Origin of the sequence: Achromobacter animicus (genome assembly GCF_902859585.1) — a bacterium.
In the GTDB taxonomy this organism is placed as follows: Bacteria; Pseudomonadota; Gammaproteobacteria; order Burkholderiales; family Burkholderiaceae_B; genus Achromobacter; species Achromobacter animicus.
This window is the reverse complement of record NZ_CADIJM010000023.1, coordinates 23,040-43,486: the sequence shown is the minus strand read 5'-3', so window position 1 is coordinate 43,486 and position 20,447 is coordinate 23,040. Positions and strand designations below refer to the sequence as shown.

14 protein-coding genes are annotated in these 20,447 nt (G+C 65.3%); 8 read left to right on the top strand and 6 right to left on the bottom strand.

What is annotated here, in order from left to right; genetic code table 11:
- Positions 1–22: 22 nt before the first annotated feature.
- Positions 23–217 (top strand): putative motility protein, encoded by a 195-nt coding sequence (locus HV681_RS26560; RefSeq protein ID WP_056316520.1) that lies wholly within the window; start codon positions 23–25, stop codon positions 215–217.
- Between the two features lie 174 nt (positions 218–391).
- On the opposite strand, the gene HV681_RS26555 is transcribed toward HV681_RS26560, so the two are convergent.
- Complete coding sequence (locus HV681_RS26555; protein ID WP_175126086.1) at positions 392–895, bottom strand: MarR family winged helix-turn-helix transcriptional regulator; 504 nt, start codon at positions 893–895, stop codon at positions 392–394.
- A 109-nt stretch (positions 896–1,004) separates the two neighbouring features.
- On the opposite strand from HV681_RS26555, the gene HV681_RS26550 reads away from it, so the two are divergent.
- Positions 1,005–2,192, top strand: coding sequence for an MFS transporter (locus tag HV681_RS26550; protein WP_175126085.1), 1,188 nt, complete (start codon positions 1,005–1,007; stop codon positions 2,190–2,192).
- A 204-nt stretch (positions 2,193–2,396) separates the two neighbouring features.
- On the opposite strand, the gene lpdA is transcribed toward HV681_RS26550, so the two are convergent.
- From lpdA to aceE, 3 genes are read right to left on the bottom strand one after another with little or no spacing between them, the layout of a single operon-like run.
- Complete coding sequence (gene lpdA / locus HV681_RS26545; RefSeq protein WP_175126084.1) at positions 2,397–4,196, bottom strand: dihydrolipoyl dehydrogenase; 1,800 nt, start codon at positions 4,194–4,196, stop codon at positions 2,397–2,399.
- Between the two features lie 12 nt (positions 4,197–4,208).
- On the bottom strand, positions 4,209–5,888 hold the full coding sequence (gene aceF / locus HV681_RS26540) for a dihydrolipoyllysine-residue acetyltransferase (protein ID WP_175126083.1): 1,680 nt from the start codon (positions 5,886–5,888) through the stop codon (positions 4,209–4,211).
- A 12-nt stretch (positions 5,889–5,900) separates the two neighbouring features.
- Positions 5,901–8,609 (bottom strand): pyruvate dehydrogenase (acetyl-transferring), homodimeric type, encoded by a 2,709-nt coding sequence (gene aceE / locus HV681_RS26535; protein WP_175126082.1) that lies wholly within the window; start codon positions 8,607–8,609, stop codon positions 5,901–5,903.
- Positions 8,610–8,961: 352 nt separating this feature from the next.
- Here aceE and HV681_RS26530 point away from each other — a divergent pair, with 352 nt between their 5' ends.
- The 6 genes from HV681_RS26530 to HV681_RS26505 all read left to right on the top strand — a co-directional run bounded on the left by HV681_RS26530 (position 8,962) and on the right by HV681_RS26505 (position 15,652).
- The gene (locus tag HV681_RS26530; RefSeq protein WP_105238467.1) at positions 8,962–10,716 is read left to right on the top strand and encodes a PAS domain-containing sensor histidine kinase; all 1,755 of its coding nucleotides are present in this window, start codon (positions 8,962–8,964) and stop codon (positions 10,714–10,716) included.
- Positions 10,713–11,339, top strand: a complete 627-nt coding sequence (locus HV681_RS26525; protein ID WP_056570132.1) for a response regulator transcription factor — start codon at positions 10,713–10,715, stop codon at positions 11,337–11,339. Before HV681_RS26530 ends, HV681_RS26525 begins: the two co-directional genes overlap by 4 nt.
- Entirely contained in the window at positions 11,336–12,187 is an 852-nt protein-coding gene (gene folD, locus HV681_RS26520; protein ID WP_175126081.1) for a bifunctional methylenetetrahydrofolate dehydrogenase/methenyltetrahydrofolate cyclohydrolase FolD, read from the top strand. The genes HV681_RS26525 and folD overlap by 4 nt, the downstream gene beginning before the upstream one ends.
- Before the next feature lie 239 nt (positions 12,188–12,426).
- Entirely contained in the window at positions 12,427–14,493 is a 2,067-nt protein-coding gene (locus tag HV681_RS26515) for a M3 family metallopeptidase (RefSeq protein WP_175126080.1), read from the top strand.
- 180 nt (positions 14,494–14,673) lie between these two features.
- Complete coding sequence (locus HV681_RS26510) at positions 14,674–15,288, top strand: SCO family protein (RefSeq protein WP_175126079.1); 615 nt, start codon at positions 14,674–14,676, stop codon at positions 15,286–15,288.
- A gap of 112 nt (positions 15,289–15,400) precedes the next feature.
- The gene (locus tag HV681_RS26505; protein WP_008158223.1) at positions 15,401–15,652 is read left to right on the top strand and encodes a GlsB/YeaQ/YmgE family stress response membrane protein; all 252 of its coding nucleotides are present in this window, start codon (positions 15,401–15,403) and stop codon (positions 15,650–15,652) included.
- Between the two features lie 126 nt (positions 15,653–15,778).
- Here HV681_RS26505 and adeC read toward each other — a convergent pair whose 3' ends face one another.
- Complete coding sequence (gene adeC / locus HV681_RS26500; protein WP_175126078.1) at positions 15,779–17,257, bottom strand: AdeC/AdeK/OprM family multidrug efflux complex outer membrane factor; 1,479 nt, start codon at positions 17,255–17,257, stop codon at positions 15,779–15,781.
- Entirely contained in the window at positions 17,257–20,436 is a 3,180-nt protein-coding gene (locus HV681_RS26495) for an efflux RND transporter permease subunit (protein WP_175126077.1), read from the bottom strand. The genes adeC and HV681_RS26495 overlap by 1 nt, the downstream gene beginning before the upstream one ends.
- Between the last annotated feature and the right edge of the window lie 11 nt (positions 20,437–20,447).

Below are 20,447 nucleotides of genomic sequence, written 5' to 3'. Positions count from 1 at the left end.
ACATCACCAGGACACCTAGACCATGGATGCTTCCGTCAACAACACCGTCAATTCCGCCCTGGCCTTGCGCGACGCGAACCTCATGATGGAAGTGCAGGCATCGGTGACGAAGAAGGCGATCAACGCGCAAGCCGACTCGGTCGCCACGCTGTTGCAATCGCTGCCGGTGCTGGCCATCGACGGCACGCTGGGTTCGCGCATCAACACCCACGCCTGAATTCAAACCGCGCGGCGATCAGCCGCAACGGAATGCAAGGCAGATAAGCCGCCCACGGGCGGCTTTTTCAATTGGACGGCTGTTCGTCGGGTCAGGGCAACATCTGACGCGCACCTCGCGAGGGATGCCGGCCTCTGTATGGCTTGCGAAGCCTGCGCCAGAGCCGCCGCCCGCTCAACCCGCCGGCTTACGCTCCAACCCCACAATCAACTTCGCCAGCAATCCATCCAGCTGCGCCTGTTCCTTTTGCGTCAATGCAGCCATCGCCTGCTGTTCATTCGCCACATGCAGCGGCAGCAGCTTGTCGATGAGCGCCAGGCCCGCTGGCGTAAGCCGCACCAGCGTGCTGCGCCGGTCGTTCGGCGACGGCACACGTTCGATTAGGCCTTTTCGTTCAAGACGATCCAGCCGGCTCGTCATCGCGCCCGACGACAGCATCAGGCCCTCGTGCAGATCAGTGGGTGTCATGGCGTACGGATTGCCTGACCGCCTCAACGTGGCGATGACGTCGAACTCGCCTTGGTGCAATTCGAACTGCGCCGCCAGCGGCAGGAACCAGTTGCGCTCCAGCAGATGTGTGGCTTGCAGCAGTCGCCCGACCAGCGCCATCACGTTGGCGTCGATGTCAGGACGTTCACGCTGCCATTCTTCCTGCGCGCGCCGAGCACGATCATTCATGGTTGTCTCTACATGAAGCTATTTACATTGGCAGCCATGATATCCCGTTGCCGAACCCACTGCGCCGTCTATATACTTCGATATCAAATAACTTGATGTCGAGATATCCATGACGCGCGTGCGGTTACGCCCCTTGTTTGCCATCGTCGCCATCGTGGCCGTGGCGTTGAATCTGCGGCCCGCGCTGGCCGCCATTGGGCCGTTGCTGGACATGATCCAGGCGGCCACCGGCGCGACCAATACGCAGGCCAGCCTGCTGACGACGTTGCCCGTGTTCGTCATGGGGATCTGCGCGCTCGCGGGCGGGCGCCTCAACAAATACCTGAATGAACGCACCGGGATCGCACTGGGCGTGGCGATGGTGGCCCTTGCTTGCGCCGCGCGATATGTCGGGACGCAGACCTACGGGTTGCTGCTGACGGCGGTGTTGGCGGGCGTCGGCATTGCGCTGGTGCAGACCTTGCTGCCCGCCTTCATCAAGCGCAATTTCGCGCATGACATGGGACGCGTGTTTGGCTTGTACACCACCGGCATCATGGCGGGCGCGGCCGTCGCGGCGGCCAGCGCCGCGGGGCTTGCGGGTAGCGTCGGGTGGCCCGCCGTATTGGCGTTCTGGAGCGTGCCCGCGCTGCTGGCGTTGCCGCTGTGGCTCAACGCAGCGCAAGATCGCGCCGACGCCTCATCGCCCCTGCACCGCACCGCGCGCACGGCACCACGCAGCTTCTGGCGCAATCTGCGGGCGTGGGAGCTGATGCTGTTCTTTGGCATCGGCACCGGCGCCTACACGCTGGTGCTGGCGTGGCTGCCGCCGTTCTACACCGGTCTCGGGTGGGAACCTTCCGCCGCCGGTTTTCTGCTGGGCGGCCTGACGCTGGCCGAAGTGATGGCGGGTCTGGCCGTGTCGGCCTGGATCGGCCGCTTTCCGGATCGCCGCAAGCCGCTGGGCGCCGTGCTGACCATTCTGATCTGCGGACTGACATGCCTGATCCTTGCCCCGCTCAAGTTGGCGCTGCTGGCGTGCCTGCTGCTTGGCATCGGAATCGGCGCGCTGTTTCCGTTGTCACTGATCGTGGCGATGGACCACCTGGACGATCCGGCACAAGCGGGCATGCTGGCGGCGTTCGTGCAAGGCGGCGGCTACTTGATTGCGAGCTTCATGCCATTGCTGGCGGGCATCCTGCGCGACCGGTTTTCCAGCCTGACCGAGGCCTGGATCGTGATGCTGGGTGGCGCAGTCATGCTGCTGGCGCTGGCCCTGCGGTTTTCGCCCGCGTCGTACCGGCGAATCGACGCCTGATCACGCGCCCCTGCACTGCCCAAACAAAGGCCCCCGCAAACAACCTACGTACAGCGCTGGCACGTACAGCGTTTGCACAGACAGCCCTCGCATAAGAAGCGCGGGCAAACAGCGCACACATCCACAACGTACACGCATAAAAAAGCGCCGCCCCCTCAAAAAGGGGCGGCGCTTTTTGTTGCAACCGCAGCAAGCCGCGGCGCGTTACTTCTTCTTCATCGGCGGCAAGTCGGTGCAGACGCCTTCGGCGACTTCCGCGGCCATGCCCACCGATTCACCCAGCGTCGGGTGCGGGTGGATGGTCTTGGCGATGTCGACGACGTCGGCGCCCATTTCCACGGCCAGCGCCAGTTCGCTGATCAGGTCGCCGGCATGGGTGCCCACGATGCTGCCGCCCAGGATGCGATGCGTTTCGGCGTCGAAGATGAGCTTGGTGAAGCCCTCGTCGCGGCCGTTGGCGATGGCGCGGCCCGAGGCTGCCCACGGGAACACGCCCTTCTCGATCTTGATGCCCTGCTTCTTGGCTTCTTCTTCGGTCAGGCCGACCCACGCCACTTCCGGATCGGTGTAGGCCACCGACGGGATGACGCGTGCGTCGAAGAAGGACTTCTGGCCGGCGGCGGCTTCGGCGGCGACGTGGCCTTCATGCACGGCCTTGTGGGCGAGCATGGGTTGGCCGACGATGTCGCCGATGGCGTAGATGTGCGGCACGTTGGTGCGCATCTGGCGGTCGACCTCGATGAAACCGCGGTCGGTGACGGCGATGCCCGCCTTGTCGGCGCCGATCTTCTTGCCGTTGGGGCTGCGGCCGACAGCCTGCAGCACCAGGTCGTAGCGTTGCGGTTCCTTGGGTGCGCCCTCGCCTTCGAAGGTGACGTAGATGCCGTCCTTCTTGGCTTCGGCGCCCACCGTCTTGGTCTTCAACATGATGTTGTCGAAGCGGTAGGCGTTCTTCTTCTGCCACACCTTGACCAGGTCGCGGTCGGCGCCCTGCATCAGGCCGTCCAGCATTTCCACGACGTCCAGGCGCGCGCCCAGCGTCGAGTACACCGTGCCCATTTCCAGGCCGATGATGCCGCCGCCAATGATCAGCATCTTCTTGGGCACTTCACGCAGCAGCAAGGCGCCGGTGGAGTCGACGATGCGCTCGTCCTGGGGCAGGAACGGCAGCTTCACCGACTGGCTGCCAGCGGCGATGATGGCCTGCTTGAAACGCAGGGTCTGCGACTTGCCGTCGGCGCCCTTGACGGTCAGGTGGTTGGCGTCGGCGAATTCGCCCACGCCCGTCACCACGGTGACCTTGCGCGCCTTGGCCATGCCAGCCAGGCCGCCGGTCAGCTTGGCGACCACGCTGTCCTTGTAGCCGCGCAGCTTGTCCAGGTCGATCTTGGGCTCGCCGAAGCTGATGCCGTGGGCAGCCAGTTCGCGGGCTTCGTCGATGATGGCGGCGTTGTGCAGCAGCGCCTTGGACGGGATGCAGCCCACGTTCAGGCAGACGCCGCCCAGCGTGCTGTAGCGTTCGACCAGGACCACGGACAGGCCCAGGTCGGCGGCGCGGAAGGCGGCGGAGTAGCCGCCGGGGCCCGCGCCCAGCACCAGCATGTCGTATTCGCCATCGGCCGAACCGCTGTAGGTGGCGGCGGCAGGCGCGGCGGCCTTGGCCGCTTCGGCCTTGGGCGCTTCAGACTTGGCAGCCGGCTTGGGATCGGCATTGGACCCAGCTTTGGGAGCCGCTTCCTTGGCGGCGCCAGCGTCAGCACCCGAAGCCGCTTCCACTTCCAACACGACCGCGCCTTCAGCAACCTTGTCGCCGACCTTCACGGCGATGGACTTGACCACGCCGCCTTGCGACGCGGGGATTTCCATCGAGGCCTTGTCGGACTCAACGGTGATCAGGCTCTGTTCCGCCTTGATCGTGTCGCCCACCGCAACCAGCACTTCGATGACTTCCACTTCCTTGAAGTCGCCGATGTCCGGCACTTTGATTTGAACGGTATTGCTCATAGGGCTCCCCGTTTACAGCGCGATGCGGCGGAAGTCGGCCAGCAGCGCACCCAGATAGGCGTTGAAGCGCGCGGCCGCGGCGCCGTCGATGACGCGGTGGTCGTAGGACAGCGACAGCGGCACGATCAGGCGCGGCACGAATTGCTTGCCGTCCCACACAGGCTTGTGCGACGAGCGCGACACACCCAGGATCGCGACTTCAGGCGCGTTGATGATGGGCGTGAACGAGGTGCCGCCGATGCCGCCGAGCGACGAGATCGAGAAGCAGCCGCCCTGCATTTCGGCGGGCGAGATCTTGCCGTCGCGCGCCTTCTTGGACAGGTCGGTCATTTCCTGGGCGATCTGCAGGATGCCCTTCTTGTCGGCATCCCGGATCACCGGCACCACCAGCCCGTTGGGCGTGTCGGCGGCAAAGCCGATGTGGTAGTACTGCTTGAGCACCAGGTTGTCGCCGTCCAGCGAGGCGTTGAACTCGGGGAATTTCTTCAGGGCCGCGACCACGGCCTTGATCAGGAAGGCCAGCATCGTGACCTTGATGCCCGACTTCTCGTTTTCCTTGTTCAGCGTGACGCGCAGCGCTTCCAGGTCGGTGATGTCCGCTTCGTCGTTGTTGGTGACGTGCGGGATCATGACCCAGTTGCGGTGCAGGTTCGCGCCGGAAATCTTCTTGATGCGCGACAGCGGCTTGGCTTCGATCGGGCCGAACTTGGTGAAGTCGACCTTCGGCCACGGCAAGAGGCCCAGCGCGGCGCCATCGGCCGAACCACCGGCAGCAGCGGCCGCCGGCGCAGCCGACAGGGCCTGCTTGACGAAACCACGCACGTCGTCGGCGGTAATGCGTTCTTTGGGACCCGTGCCCTTGACCTTCGACAGGTTCACGCCCAGTTCGCGCGCAAACTTGCGCACGGACGGCGACGCGTGCGGCAACTGGCCGGGCTTGAGGTTGGCGTCTTCCAGCGCGGCGGCGGGGGCCGGACGCGAGGCGGGCGCGGCAGCCTGCGCGGGCGCCGATTCTGCCTTGGCTTCCGGCTTGGCAGCCGGGGCCGGCGCAGCTTCGGACTTCGCGGCCGGGGCGGCAGCGGCTTGCGCGCCGCCTTCCACCACCACCACGATCGAGCCCTTGGCGACCTTGTCGCCGACCTTGACCTTCACTTCCTTGACCACGCCGCCTTGCGAGGCCGGGATCTCCATCGAGGCCTTGTCGGACTCGACGGTGATCAGGCTTTGCTCGGCCTTGATGATGTCGCCGACCGCGACCATGACTTCGATAACTTCGACTTCCTTGAAGTCGCCGATGTCCGGCACTTCGATCTCGACCGGGCCGCTGGAGGCAGCCGGCGCGGGCGCCGAGGCCTCGGCCTTGGGCGCGGCGGCGGCGGCCTGCTTCGGCTCTTCCTTGACGGCCGGTTTGGATTCAGCCTTGGGGGCCTCTTCCTTGGCGGCGCCAGCGTCGGCCGCTTCCACTTCCAGCACGACCGCGCCTTCGGCGACCTTGTCGCCGACCTTCACGGCGATGGACTTGACCACGCCGCCTTGCGACGCGGGGATTTCCATCGAGGCCTTGTCGGATTCGACCGTGATCAGGCTTTGTTCCGCCTTGATCGTGTCGCCCACGGCAACCAGCACTTCAATGACTTCCACTTCCTTGAAGTCGCCGATGTCGGGAACCTTGATTTGCACGATGTTGCTCATGTCTCTTTACCCTCAGGCGTATTGCGGGTTGGCTTTGTTCGGATTGATGCCGTACTTCTTGATGGCTTCGGCCACCTTGGCAACCGGCACCTTGCCTTCGTCGGCCAGCGCCCGCAGGGCGGCGACGACGACGAAGTGGCGATCCACTTCGAAGTGCTCGCGCAGCTTGGCGCGGAAATCCGAACGGCCGAAACCATCGGTGCCCAGCACCTTGTATTCGCGGCCCTTGGGCACGAACGGACGGATCTGGTCCGCAAAGAGCTTCATGTAGTCGGTCGACGCGATGATCGGGCCTTCCGTCTTGGCCAGCTGTTCCGTGACGTAAGCGACCTGCGGCTTCTTCTCGTCGGGGTGCAGCATGTTGTGGCGTTCGGCGTCCAGGCCGTTGCGGCGCAGCTCGGTGAAGCTGGTGACGCTCCAGAGGTCGGAAGCGACATCCCAGTCGGCAGCCAGCAGTTCCTGGGCGGCCATGACTTCGCGCAGGATGGTGCCCGAACCCATGAGCTGCACGCGGTTCTTGCCCTTGCCGTGCGACTTGAGCTTGTACATGCCCTTGATGATGCCTTCCTCGTCGCCCTTGGTCAGACCGGGCTGCGGGTAGTTTTCGTTCATCACCGTCAGGTAGTAGTAGACGTTTTCCTGGTCTTCCACCATGCGCTTCAGACCGTGCTGGATGATCACGGCGAGCTCATGGCCGAACGTCGGGTCGTACGACACGCAGTTCGGGATGGTCGAGGCCAGGATGTGGCTGTGGCCGTCTTCGTGCTGCAGGCCTTCGCCGTTCAGCGTCGTGCGGCCGGCAGTGCCGCCCAGCAGGAAGCCGCGCGCCTGCATGTCGCCGGCAGCCCAGGCCAGGTCGCCGATGCGCTGGAACCCGAACATCGAGTAGTAGATGAAGAACGGGATCATGATGCGGTTGTTCGAGGAGTACGACGTGGCCGCCGCAATCCACGAGCTCATCGCGCCCGCTTCGTTGATGCCTTCCTGCAGGAGCTGGCCGTCAGCCGCTTCCTTGTAGTACATGACCTGGTCCTTGTCGACCGGGGTGTACTTCTGGCCTTCCGGCGCGTAGATGCCGATCTGGCGGAACAGGCCTTCCATGCCGAAGGTGCGCGATTCGTCGGCCAGGATCGGCACGACGCGCGGACCCAGTTCCTTGTCGCGCAGCACCTGGTTCAGGATGCGCACGAAGGCTTGGGTGGTCGAGATTTCGCGGCCTTCCGCGGTGGGTTCCAGCACGGCCTTGAAGGCGTCCAGCGCGGGGGCCTTCAGTTGCTCGTCGGCCTTGGCGCGGCGGCGCGGCAGGTAGCCGCCCAGCGCGGCGCGGCGCTCGTGCAGGTACCTCATTTCGGGCGAATCTTCGGCCGGCTTGAAGTACGGCAGATCGGCCAGCTTGTCGTCCGGGATCGGGATGCCGAAGCGGTCGCGGAATTCGCGGATGGAATCCAGTTCCAGCTTCTTTTGCTGGTGGGTCGGGTTCTTGGCCTGGCCGACGTGGCCCATGCCGTAGCCCTTGATGGTCTTGGCCAGGATGACGGTCGGCTGGCCGGTGTGGTCGGTGGCCGACTTGAAGGCCGCGTACACCTTGTGGGGATCATGGCCGCCACGGTTCAGGCGCCAGATGTCCTCGTCGCTCATGCGCGACACGGCTTCCAGCAGCTTGGGGTGCTTGCCGAAGAAATGTTCGCGGACGAACTTGCCGTCGTTGGCCTTGTACGCCTGGTACTCGCCGTCGACGGTTTCTTCCATGATCTGGCGCAGGATGCCTTCCTTGTCGTGCGCAAGCAGCGGATCCCAGTAGCCGCCCCAGATCAGCTTGATGACGTTCCAGCCCGAACCGCGGAAGTCGCCTTCCAGTTCCTGGATGATCTTGCCGTTGCCGCGCACCGGGCCGTCCAGGCGCTGCAGGTTGCAGTTGATGACGAAGATCAGGTTGTCGAGCTTTTCACGGGCCGCGAGAGCGATGGCGCCCAGCGACTCGGGTTCGTCCATTTCGCCGTCGCCGCAGAACACCCAGACCTTGCGGTTGCTGGTGTCGGCGATGCCGCGGGCGTGCAGGTACTTCAGGAAGCGGGCCTGGTAGATGGCCATCAGCGGGCCCAGGCCCATCGACACCGTCGGGAACTGCCAGAAGTCCGGCATCAGCTTCGGATGCGGGTACGAGGACAGGCCCTTGCCGTCCACTTCCTGGCGGAAGTGGTTCAGCTGGTCTTCGGTCAGGCGGCCTTCAAGGTAGGCGCGGCCGTACATGCCGGGCGAGGTGTGGCCCTGGAAATAGACCAGGTCGCCGCCGTGGCCTTCGTCTTCGGCGTGCCAGAAGTGGTTCTGGCCGCAGCCAATCATGGTGGCCAGCGAGGCGAACGACGCGATGTGGCCGCCCAGGTCGCCGCCATCGGGCGGGTTGTGCTTGTTGGCCTTGACCACCATGGCCATGGCGTTCCAGCGCACGTACGAGCGGATGCGCGTTTCCAGTTCCAGGTTGCCCGGGTGCGCCGGCTCCAGGCCGGGGGGAATCGTGTTGACGTAAGCGGTATTGGGCGAGAACGGGATGTGAGCGCCGGAGCGACGGGCTTCGTCGATCAGGCGTTCCAGCAGGTAATGGGCGCGCTGCGGTCCTTCGCGATCAAGGACGGCTGCCAGGGCTTCGAGCCACTCCTGGGTTTCAAGGGTGTCTTCGTCGTTGGCGGCCTGTACGGCGCCAGCCTGGGCGTTAGAGGACATCGTGTGTCTCCTGTTGGGGTTCGTCGTGACCACACACCCGCTTATTGATCTACTCGCGGACATTGCATGGTAGCCGGGATCATCCGGGCTACCATGCAATGCATGGGGTCGGGGTGTTCAAAGGACCTGCCAGGGGCGGGTTTCCTGTCAGGCGGCATTCTAAGAAAGAAGATTAACCGGTCGCAAGGAAAATTTCATGTTGCGGTACGGCATTTCATAATGTGGAAAGTTGAACGGAAGCTGAATCGCTGAACGCCATACTTTTTACGGTCTAGGCCGAATGGTGGACTTGATTCCCGGCAATTCCCTCCCAACACGCACTAAAATGCGCGGTCTACCGGCCCCGAATTCCATGTCCAGCGCGCCCAAGTCCAACATACCCACGCCTTTCCACGACCACGCCCGCACCCGGCGGCGCGGGGTGTACTGGGTCACGCCCGCCATGGTGCTGATCCTCTATATCTGTGTGATGGCGGTGTTCTTCTGGCTGCAGCGCATCCATGACGACAGCGTCATGTTTGTCACGATAGACCAGGAGCTGCGTCAGCAACGCCTGATCTGGGTCGTGCTGGCGCTGTCCTGCGTTATTGTCATCAGCCTGCTCATGCTGTGGCGCTACACCCGCTTCCGGTCCACCGCCGAGGCCGCGCTCATTGCCGAAACGGGTTTTCGGCGCGCCATGGAAAACTCCATGTCCACGGGCATGCGCGTGCTCGACATGGAAGGCCGCATCGCCTACGTGAACCCCGCCTTCTGCCGGATGATCGGCTGGAACGAGGCCGACCTGATCGGCCGCAGCCCGCCCTTCCCTTATTGGGTGCCTGGCCGCCACGAACAGCACCAGCACACGCTGGACGTGCTGATGTCGGGCAAGACCCCCAGCAGCGGCCTGGAAGTCGAGGCGCAGCGGCGCGACGGTTCGCGCTTCACGGCGCGCATGTATGTGTCCCCGTTGCTGGACCCTAATGGCAACCAGATCGGCTGGATGACGTCCATGACAGACATCACCGAGCCCAAGCGCATCCGCGAGGCCCTGACCGCCGCGCACGAGCGCTTCATGACCGTGCTGGAAGGCCTGGACGACGCCATCTCGGTCACGGCCGACACCCACGACGGGCTGGAACTGCTGTTCGCCAACCGCACGTACCGCCGCGTGTTCGGCGCGCAGACGGGTGGCCACGACGAACTGCTGGCCGGCCGCCGCGGCCGCTTCACCGACGAATCGGTCGAGGTCTTTGCGCCGTCGGTGCAGCGCTGGTTTGAAGTGCACCACCGCATGCTGGCCTGGACGGACGGCCGCCGCGTGCGCATGCAGGTGGCGCGCGACATCACCGAGCGCCGCGGTCACGAGGAAGCGTCGCGCGTGCAGCAGGAAAAGATCCAGCTCACCAGCCGTCTGACCACGATGGGCGAAATGGCCTCGTCGCTGGCGCACGAACTGAACCAGCCGCTGACGGCCATCGCCAACTACAGCATGGGCGCGGTGGCGCTGGTCAAGGCCGGCCACACCAGTCCCAACATGCTGCTGCCCGCGCTGGAAAAGGCGGCGTCCCAGGCCGAGCGCGCCGGCAAGATCATCAGCCGCATCCGCGAATTCGTGAAACGCAGCGAGCCGCGCCGCCAGCGCGTCGCCATCGGCCGCATCGTCGACAACGCCATCGGCTTTGCCGAAATCGACGCCCGCAAGCGCCGCATCCGCATCGACAGCTTCGTGCCGTCCAACGCGCCCGACGTCCTGGCCGACCCCATCCTGATCGAACAGGTGTTGCTGAACCTGCTCAAGAACGGGCTGGAAGCCATGGAAAAGAGCGAGTCCGACGAGCTTAAGGTTGCCGTAATTCTTCACGAGCAGCATATCGAGGTGGCCGTCGTGGACCGCGGCCACGGCCTTGCCGAACCCGAGCGCCTGTTCGAACCGTTCTTCAGCACCAAGTCGCAGGGCCTGGGCATGGGGCTGAACATCTGCCGTACCATTATCGAATCGCATCACGGCCGCCTGTGGGCTGACCCCAATCCCGCCGGCGGTACTATCTTCCGCTTCACCCTGCCCTGCGCTGCGACCCAGACGCAGGCCCAGAACGATCAGTCCGAGGAGTTGCACGCATGAACACGCCCCACCTGTCGAGCACGGTATTCATTGTCGATGACGACGAAGCGGTCCGCGATTCGCTGCGCTGGCTGCTGGAAGCCAATGGATACCGCGTTCGCGCCTACGCCAGCGGCGAGTCCTTCCTGGAAGACTACGACGCCAGCCAGATCGGCGTGCTGATCGCCGACGTGCGCATGCCCGGCATGAGCGGCCTGGAGCTGCAGGAGCAGCTCATCATCCGCAACGCGCCACTGCCCATCGTGTTCATCACGGGCCACGGCGACGTGCCGATGGCGGTGTCCACCATGAAGAAAGGCGCCGTCGACTTCCTGGAAAAGCCGTTCAACGAATCCGACCTGCGCGAAATCGTGGCGCGCATGCTGGAGCAGGCCACGCAGCGCGTGAGCAAGCACCAGGCCCAGAAGGACCACGAAGCCATGCTGGCCCGCCTGACCGCGCGCGAGCAACAGGTGCTGGAGCGCATCGTCGCCGGCCGCTTGAACAAGCAGATCGCCGACGACCTGGGCATCAGCATCAAGACCGTCGAGGCGCACCGCGCCAACATTATGGAAAAACTTGAAGTGACCACCGTTGCAGATTTGATGAAAGTGGCCCTGGCCAAACCCGAGGCACACGCATGACCGCAAGGATTATTGACGGCGCGGCCCTTTCGCAGCGCATTCGCGAAGAAGTCGCCCAGCGTGTTTCGGCCCTGGCCGAAAAAGGCACCCGCCCCGGCCTGGCCGTCGTGCTGGTCGGCGCGGACCCCGCCTCGCAGGTGTATGTGCGCAACAAGGTCGCGGCCTGCGAAAAGGCCGGACTGCATTCCGTGAAAGAGCAATACCCGGCCGAGATGACCGAGGCCGAACTGCTGGCCCGCATCGACGTGCTGAACCAGGACCCCAGCATCCACGGCATTCTGGTGCAGTTGCCCCTGCCCAAGCACATGGATGCCCACAAGGTCATCGAGGCCATCGCGGCCGAGAAGGACGTTGACGGCTTCCATATCAGCAACGCGGGCCTGCTCATGACCGGGCAACCGCTGTTCCGTCCCTGCACGCCGTACGGCGTGATGAAGATGCTGGAATCGGAAGGCGTGACGCTGCGCGGCGCTGAGGCCGTCATCGTCGGCGCCAGCAACATCGTGGGCAAGCCCATGGCCATGCTGCTGCTGCAGGCCGGCGCCACCATCACGATCTGCAACTCCAAGACGCGCGACCTGGCGGCCCAGACCCGCCGCGCCGACGTGCTGGTCGTCGCCACCGGCAAGCCCGGCATGATCGACGGCTCGATGATCAAGCCCGGCGCCGTTGTCATCGACGTGGGCATCAACCGCGGCGCGGACGGCAAGCTGTGCGGCGACGTGGATTTTGCATCCGCCAAGGAAGTGGCCGGCGCGATCACGCCCGTGCCGGGCGGCGTGGGTCCGATGACCATCGCCATGCTGCTGGTCAATACGGTCGAAGCGGCCGAACGCGCTGCCGGGTAAAGCGTAGACCTCGGTGTCTGACACCCGTGTGAGATGCGCTTCAGATTGAACGGGCGTCTCAAGGGTGTCAGACACCTGCCGCGAATTGGTGACGAACACCATCCGGACCTCGGCGCCGCCGGGCATGGCGCCATCCCCTTGGTCAGGCCTTGCGTTCAGACCGATCGCCCTCACCTGATCCTTATCGCCTTCGCCGGCGCGCCTGACGCGCCGCCCGCCACTCATAAGCCGGTAACACCATGACCCAGAACCCCCTGCTCGCTCCCGTGTCCGAACTGGTCGATTACGCGGCCGTCAAACCCGCGCATATCGTTCCCGCCGTCGAGGAACTGCTGGGCATTGCCCGCAAGGCCGTCGACCACGCCGCCGACCCCGCGCTCGCGCCCACCTGGGAAGCCGTGGCCGAGCCCCTGGACACCGCGTCCGAGCGCCTGTGGCGCGCCTGGTCGGTGGCTGGCCACCTGAATGCCGTGGTCAACACGCCCGAGCTGCGCGAGGCCTATAACGCCGCCCTGCCGCTGGTCACCGAGTTTTCGACCTGGGTCGGCCTGCACGAAGGCCTGTACAAGCAATACCAGCGGCTGGCTGCCGCACCCGACTTCGCGTCCTGGCCGCCGGTGCGCCGCCGCATCGTCGAAATGGCCTTGCGCGATTTCCGCCTGAGCGGCGTCGAACTGCAAGGCGCCGACCGCGAACGCTATGCCGCGATTTCCGACCGCGAGGCCCAGGCGTCGCAGAAGTTTTCTGAAAACGTGCTGGATTCCATCGATGCGTGGTCGCTGATCGTTGAAGACGAAAGCCGCCTGGCCGGCGTTCCGGCGGACGTGATTGCCGCCGCCCGCGCCGCGGCCGAGGAAGACGGCAAGGCCGGCTGGAAGCTCACGCTGAAGATGCCCTGCTACCTGCCCGTCATGCAGTACGCGAAGGACCGCTCGCTGCGCGAGGCGCTGTACCGTGGCTACGGCACGGTCGCGTCCGAACAGGGCGATGCCAAGTTCGACAACTCGCCGCTGATCGAAGAACTGCTGGCGCTGCGCGCCGAGGAATCGGGCCTGCTGGGTCTGGGCACCTTCGCCGCGCTGCGCCTGCAGACGCGCATGGCCCGCGACGCCAAGGAAGTCACCGTGTTCCTGCGCGATCTGGCCGCCCGCGCCAAACCGTACGCGCAGCGGGATCTGGCGGAACTTACCGCCTACGCCACCGGCGAGCTGGGGCTGGACAGCCTGCAGCCTTGGGACGTGGCCTACGCCTCGGAACGCCTGCGTGAATCGCGCTACGCGTATTCCGAAGACGAGGTGAAGCAATACTTCACCGAACCGCGCGTGCTGGCGGGCCTGTTTGACGTCATCCAGACGTTGTTTGGCGTACGCCTGACCGAAACGCCCGTGTCGTCCTGGCACGGCGACGTGCGCGGCGTGCGGGTCGAAAGCCCCGAAGGCGCGCTGATCGGCCACCTTTATCTGGACCTGTACGCGCGCGCCGGCAAGCAGAACGGCGCCTGGGTCGACAGCGAGCGCACGCGCCGCGTCGTGGCCGGCAAGGTGCAGACGCCGATCGCGTACCTGACCTGCAATTTCTCGCGTCCCAACGGCGACCGTCCGGCCGTGCTGACGCACGACGACGTCATCACCCTCTTCCACGAAACCGGCCACGCGCTGCACGCGCTGCTGTCCGAAGTCGACGAGCCCGGCGCCGCGGCGTTTGCCAGCGTGGAATGGGACGCCATTGAACTGCCCTCGCAATTCATGGAGAACTTCTGCTGGGAATGGGCCGTGGTGCAGAAGCTGTCGGCGCACGTGGACACCGGCGAGCCGCTGCCGCGCGCGCTCTACGACCGCCTGGTCGCCGCCCGCAATTACCAGAGCGGCATGCAGACCGTGCGCCAGATTGAATTCGCGCTGTTCGACATGCTGATGCACGACCGCAGCAAGGGCGCGTCAATTTCCGAGGTGCTGGCGCTGTTGCAGGAAGTGCGCAAGGAAGTTGCCGTGCTGTTCCCGCCCGAATGGCATCGCCTGCCGCACGCCTTCTCGCACCTGTTCGCGGGCGGCTACGGCGCGGGCTATTACAGCTACAAGTGGGCCGAAGTGCTGTCGGCGGATGCCTACGAGGCCTTTGAGGAAGCCGCCGCCAGGCAGGCCGGCAACGCGCTGGGCACGCTGGATCCGGAGACGGGTGCGCGCTTCCGCCGCGAAGTGCTGGCCGTGGGCGGCTCGCGCCCGGCGGCCGAATCGTTCGCCGCATTCCGCGGCCGCGCGCCGCGCATTGATGCGCTGCTGCGCCATAGCGGGATGACGGCGAGCTGATGGCGGTGTCAGACACCTGACGCCTGTCGCACGCCGCGCCTGCCAAGACGGCCCGCCATCGCGCGGGCCGTTTTTTTACTCCGGACTTGCGCGTGCACAAGGCATGGCGGCCGTATGCCACTCTCCTCAGATCCTGCAGGTAGAATCCGAAAGGTTTACCCCCTTCCGGCTACTGGACCCATGCGACACCTGATTACCGGCCGCTTCTTTCGCGGACTGCTGTTGAGCTTGTGTGTGTTTCTTGCCGCCTGCGGCGACAGGAACGTGGACTGGACGCTTTACAACGTCAAGGGCCACCTGCCCGACCTGAAGTTCTCGCTGCCCGGCGCGGGCGGCAAGACGGTCAGCAGCGACGACCTGAAGGGCAAGACGGTGCTGCTGTTTTTTGGCTACGCCAGTTGCCCGGACATCTGCCCGACGACCATGGCGCAGCTGACCGCGGTGCTGCAGAACCTGGGCGACAAGGCCAAGGACGTGCGCATCCTGTTCGTCAGCGTGGACCCGCACCGCGACACGCCGGACATCCTGCAGGCCTACGTCAACGCCTTCAACAACAACGCCATTGGCGTGACGGGCAACGAACGGCAAGTGGCTGACCTGGCGCGCCGCTATCGCGTGGCCTACCAGATCGAAAAGCCCCGGCCCGGGGACGACGCCGACATGTACGAGGTGACGCACAGCCGCGGCGTGTACATCTTCGACAAGGACGGCAAGGCGCGCCTGCTGGCCTCAGACACCGACAGCATCGAGACGCTGACCAAGGACGTGCGCCAGCTCATCGACCTGACTTCCTGACGCGGCGCGCAGGTCCGCACACCAGTTGTTACAACGGTGGCGTACGGGGTGCGGGTATCCGTGGGTATCATCAATCCACTTCGCCCCCTTTTCCCTAGTAAGGAGTACGCGCATGAGCATCATCATCATGATCATCGTCGGGTTCATCGTGGGTCTGATCGCCCGCGCCATCATGCCCGGGGACCAGAACATGGGGATCATCATGACCACCATTCTGGGCATCATCGGCGCCGTCGTTGCCGGCTTCCTGGGCCAGTCGCTGGGGTGGTACCAGCCCGGCGAACCCGCTGGCTGGATCGGATCCGTCGTCGGCGCGATCATCGTGCTGTTCGTGGTGGGCCTGATCGCCAAGAAGCGCACCTGACGTCTGCGTCCTGCACGCAAAGAAAAACGGGCCGATCGCGAGATCGGCCCGTTTTGCATTGCAGGCGCCAGGAATGGCCCGTTAAGCAGCCCATAAGCGGCGCCAAGCGCGCCGCCCCTGGTAGCGTCAGCCCGCCGGCGTGACCGGCGCAGCAGGCGCCGCCGCCGTGCGTTCCGTCCACCCGCCGCCCAGCACCTTGTACAGCGTGACCAGATTGGTCAGACGCGCCAGGCGCGTGTCGACCAGCGCCTGCTGCGAGGTATAGAGCGAGCGCTGCGAATCCAGCACGCTCAGATAGTCGTCGATGCCCTGCCGGAAACGTTGCTCCGACGCGTCATACGCGCGCTGGTTGGCGTCCACCAGCAGGCGCTGGGCCTGGATCTGCTCGTCCAGCGTGCCGCGGCCGGCCAGCGCATCCGCGACTTCGCGGAAACCCGTCTGGATCGACTTCTCGTACTGCGCCACCTGGATGTTCTTCTGCACCTTCGCCAGGTCCAGCCCCGCCAGCAGCGAGCCGCCCGCGAAGATCGGCACGGTGATCTGAGGCACGAAGCTCCACGCCCCCGAACCGCCATCGAACAAGCCGCCCAGGCTGGCGCTGGCAGTGCCGGCCGAACCCGTGAGGCTGATGGTCGGGAAGAATGCCGCCCGCGCCGCGCCGATGTTGGCGTTGGCGCCCTTGAGCTGATGCTCTGCCGCGCGGATGTCCGGGCGGCGGGTCAGCAGGTCGGACGGCAGGCCGGCGGGCAGCGTGGTCGGCAGCATGCTGTCGTCCAGTTTGACTGCGTTGTCCAGCGCCGTGGCCATCTGCGGCGACAGCGGCTGACCGACCAGCAGCACGAGCGCATTGCGGTCCTGCGCGGCTTGGCGCGTGTATTGCGACAGGTTGCGTTGGGCGGTGCGCAGCGAGACTTCGGCCTGGCTCAGGTCCAGCGCCGTGGACAGGCCCTGGTCGTAGCTCTGCTTGGTCAGGTTGTAGGAATCTTCCTGGCTCTTGAGCGTGTCGCGCGTCAGGCTGAGCAGCTCCTGGTCCGCGAGCAGCGTCAGGTAAGCATTCGCCACCTCGGCGATCAGCGTGAGCTGCGTCGCCGTGCGCGTCTCGTCCAGCGCCAGGTAGGATTCCAACGCCTGATCGCTCAGGCTGCGGATGCGGCCAAAGAGGTCCAGTTCCCAGGCGGACATGGCAGCGCCCACCTGATAGCTGTGGCTGGTGGTGGCCTGGCCGCTGGGCGACAGGTCGGCCGGCGTGCGCTGGGCAGAGCCCTGCCCCGCCACGCCGATGCTGGGCGCCAGGTCGGCGCGCTGGATGCGGTACTGCGCGCGCGCGGCCTCGACGTTCAGCGCCGCCACCCGCAGGTCGCGGTTGTTGACGAGCGACTGCTCGATCAGCTGTTGCAGCAGCGGATCGCCGAAGAAGTCGCGCCAGCCGATGTCGGCCACGGCCATGCCGCCCGGCGCGGCCACCTGGGCCGCGTTGTAGGCGGCGCCCGTGGGATACGCGGCGTCGATGGGCGCGTCAGGACGCTCGTACGTGGGGGCCAGCGAGCAGCCCGCCAGGGCCGCCGCCAGGGATACAGACAGCAAGGTTCTCATCTGGAGTTTCATTACGGTTGACCCTCCGCCGGCACGTCGTGCGGCCCCTTGGCGCTGGTGTCGTGCTTGTCGACGTTTTCGCTCATGCGCTTGACCTTGAACACGCGCAGCATGATGACGAAGAAGGCCGGGACGAAGAAGATGGCCAGGAACGTGCCGGTCAGCATGCCGCCGATCACGCCCGTGCCGATGGCGTTCTGGCTGCCCGAGCCCGCACCGCTGGAAATCGCCAGCGGGGTCACGCCCAGGATGAACGCCAGGGACGTCATCAGGATGGGACGCAGACGCTGACGGGCGGCGTGGATGGCCGACTCGGTCAGGCTGGCGCCCGCTTCATAGTGCTCCTTGGCGAACTCCACGATCAGGATGGCGTTTTTGGCCGCCAGCCCGATTGTCGTCAAGAGACCCACCTGGAAGAACACGTCGTTGGACAGACCACGCAGCAGCGTCGCCAACAGCGCGCCGATGATCCCCAGCGGCACCACCAGCATGACCGCGGACGGAATGGTCCAGCTTTCATAGAGCGCCGCCAGGCACAGGAACACCACGATGAGCGAGATCGCGTACAGCGCGGGCGCCTGGGCGCCGGACAGGCGTTCTTCGAACGACAGGCCGGTCCATTCGAAGCCGACGCCGACCGGCAACTTGGCCGCCAGGCGTTCCATTTCTTCCATGGCTGCGCCAGAGCTGTAGCCCGGCGCCGCCTGGCCCTGGATGTTGTACGACGGCACACCGTTGTAGCGGTTCAGCTTCTGCGGGCCGAAGCTCCACGTTGCGCTGGAGAACGCCGAGAACGGGACCATGTCGCCATCCTTGTTGCGCACGTACCATTTGTTCAGGTCTTCCGGCAGCATGCGCGAGGATGCCTCGCCCTGCGCAAACACCTTCTTCACGCGGCCGCGGTCGATGAAGTCGTTGACGTACGACGAACCCCATGCGGTGGCGAGCGTGCTGTTGATGTCCGACACGGCCACGCCCAGGGCGCGCGCCTTTTCGCGGTCGATGTCCAGCTGGTACTGCGGCGCGTCTTCGATGCCGTTGGGACGCACGCCCGCCAGCACCGGGCTCTGGGCGGCTTCGCCCAGCAGCTGGTTGCGCGCGGCAAGCAGCTTCTCGTGGCCCACGCCGGCGCGGTCCATCAGCTGGAAGTCAAAGCCGGTGACGTTGCCCAGTTCCATGACGGAAGGCGGCGGCACGACGAACAGTTGCGCGCGGCGTTCCGTCTTGGCGAAGTGCGCGTTGGCGCGCCCCGCCACGGCGGCAGCCTTCAGGCTGGCGTCGCCGCGCTCTTCCCAGTCGCGCAGCTTGATGAACAGGATGGACGCGTTCTGGCCGCGGCCGCCGAAGTTGAAGCCGTTGACCGCGAACACCGAGGTGACGGCGTCCTTTTCTTCGGTCAGCAGGTACTTGGTGGCGTCGTCGATGACGGCCTTGGTGGCTTCAGCGGTGGCGCCGGCCGGCGTCTGGATCTGGGCGAACAGGATGCCCTGGTCTTCGGCCGGCAGGAACGCGGTCGGGATGCGGGTGAACATCCAGCCCATCGCGATGACCAGCGCCAGGTAGACGACCATCAGGCGTTTGGTGCGGTTCAGGCCGCGGGCGACGGTATTGGCGTAACCGTTGCTGCTGCGCTCGAACGTGCGGTTGAACCACCCGAAAAAGCCCTTCTTGGCGCCGTGATGGCCCTTCGGAATGGGCTTGAGCAGCGTCGCGCAAAGCGCCGGCGTGAACACGATGGCGACGATCACGGACAGCACCATCGAGGACACGATCGTGATCGAGAACTGACGGTAGATCACGCCCGTGGAGCCGCCGAAGAACGCCATCGGCACGAACACGGCCGCCAGCACCATCGCGATGCCGATCAGGGCGCCGGTGATCTGGCTCATGGATTTGCGTGTGGCCTGCTTGGGCGTGAGCCCCTCTTCGGCCATCACCCGCTCGACGTTTTCGACCACCACGATGGCGTCGTCAACGAGCAGGCCGATGGCCAGCACCATCCCGAACATCGTCAAGGTGTTGATGGAATAGCCGAACGCCGCCAGCACGCCGAACGTGCCCAGCAGCACCACCGGCACGGCCAGCGTGGGAATGATGGTGGCGCGGAAGTTCTGCAGGAAGAGATACATCACCAGGAACACCAGGATGATGGCTTCGACCAGCGTCTTGAACACTTCATGGATCGACAGGCTGACGAACGGCGTCGTGTCGTACGGATAGACGACGTCCATGCCCGGCGGGAAATACGGCTTGAGGTTGTTGATGGTGTCGCGCACCGCCTGCGCCGTGTCCAGCGCGTTGGCGCCCGGCGCCAGCTTGATCGCCAGGCCCGAGGCCGGGTTGCCGTTGTAGAAGCTGTCGATGGCGTAGGTCTGGCCGCCCAGTTCGATGCGCGAGACATCACGCAGGCGCACCTGCGAACCGTCGGAGTTGACCTTCAGCAAGATCTGGCCGAAGTCCTCGGCCGTCTGCAGGCGCGACGGTCCGATGATGGTGGCGTTGAGCTGCTGGCCGCGCACGGACGGCAGGCCGCCCAATTGCCCGGACGAGACCTGGACGTTCTGTTCCTTGATGGCGGTGGTGACGTCGACCGTGGTCAGCCCGTAATTGACGAGCTTGGCCGGATCCAGCCAGATCCGCATCGCGTACTGCGAGCCGAAAAGCTGGAAGTCGCCCACGCCCTGCGTACGGCTGATGGGATCCTGGACGTACGACGCGACGTAGTCGGCCAGGTCGTCCTTGGTCATCGTGCCGTCGGTGGACACGAAGCCGGCCACGATCAGGAAGTTCTTCGTGGCCTTGGTGACGCGGATGCCCTGCTGCTGCACTTCCTGCGGCAGAAGCGGCTGCGCCAGCGCCAGCTTGTTCTGGACCTGCACCTGCGCGGTGTCGGGGTTGGTGCCCTGCTTGAAGGTCAGCGTGATGGACATGCTGCCGTCGGAGTTGCTTTCCGACGAGATGTACTGCAGGCCGTCAAGACCGTTCATCTGCTGTTCGATCACCTGCACCACGGTGTCCTGCACGGTCTGCGCGGACGCGCCCGGGTAGGTCACCGCGATGCCGATGGCGGGCGGCGCGATGTTGGGGTACTGGGCGACCGGAAGCTGCAGGATGGACAGCGCGCCGGCCAGCATCAGCACGATCGCGATCACCCAGGCAAAAACCGGCCTGTCGATAAAAAACTTTGCCATGCGTGGCTCCT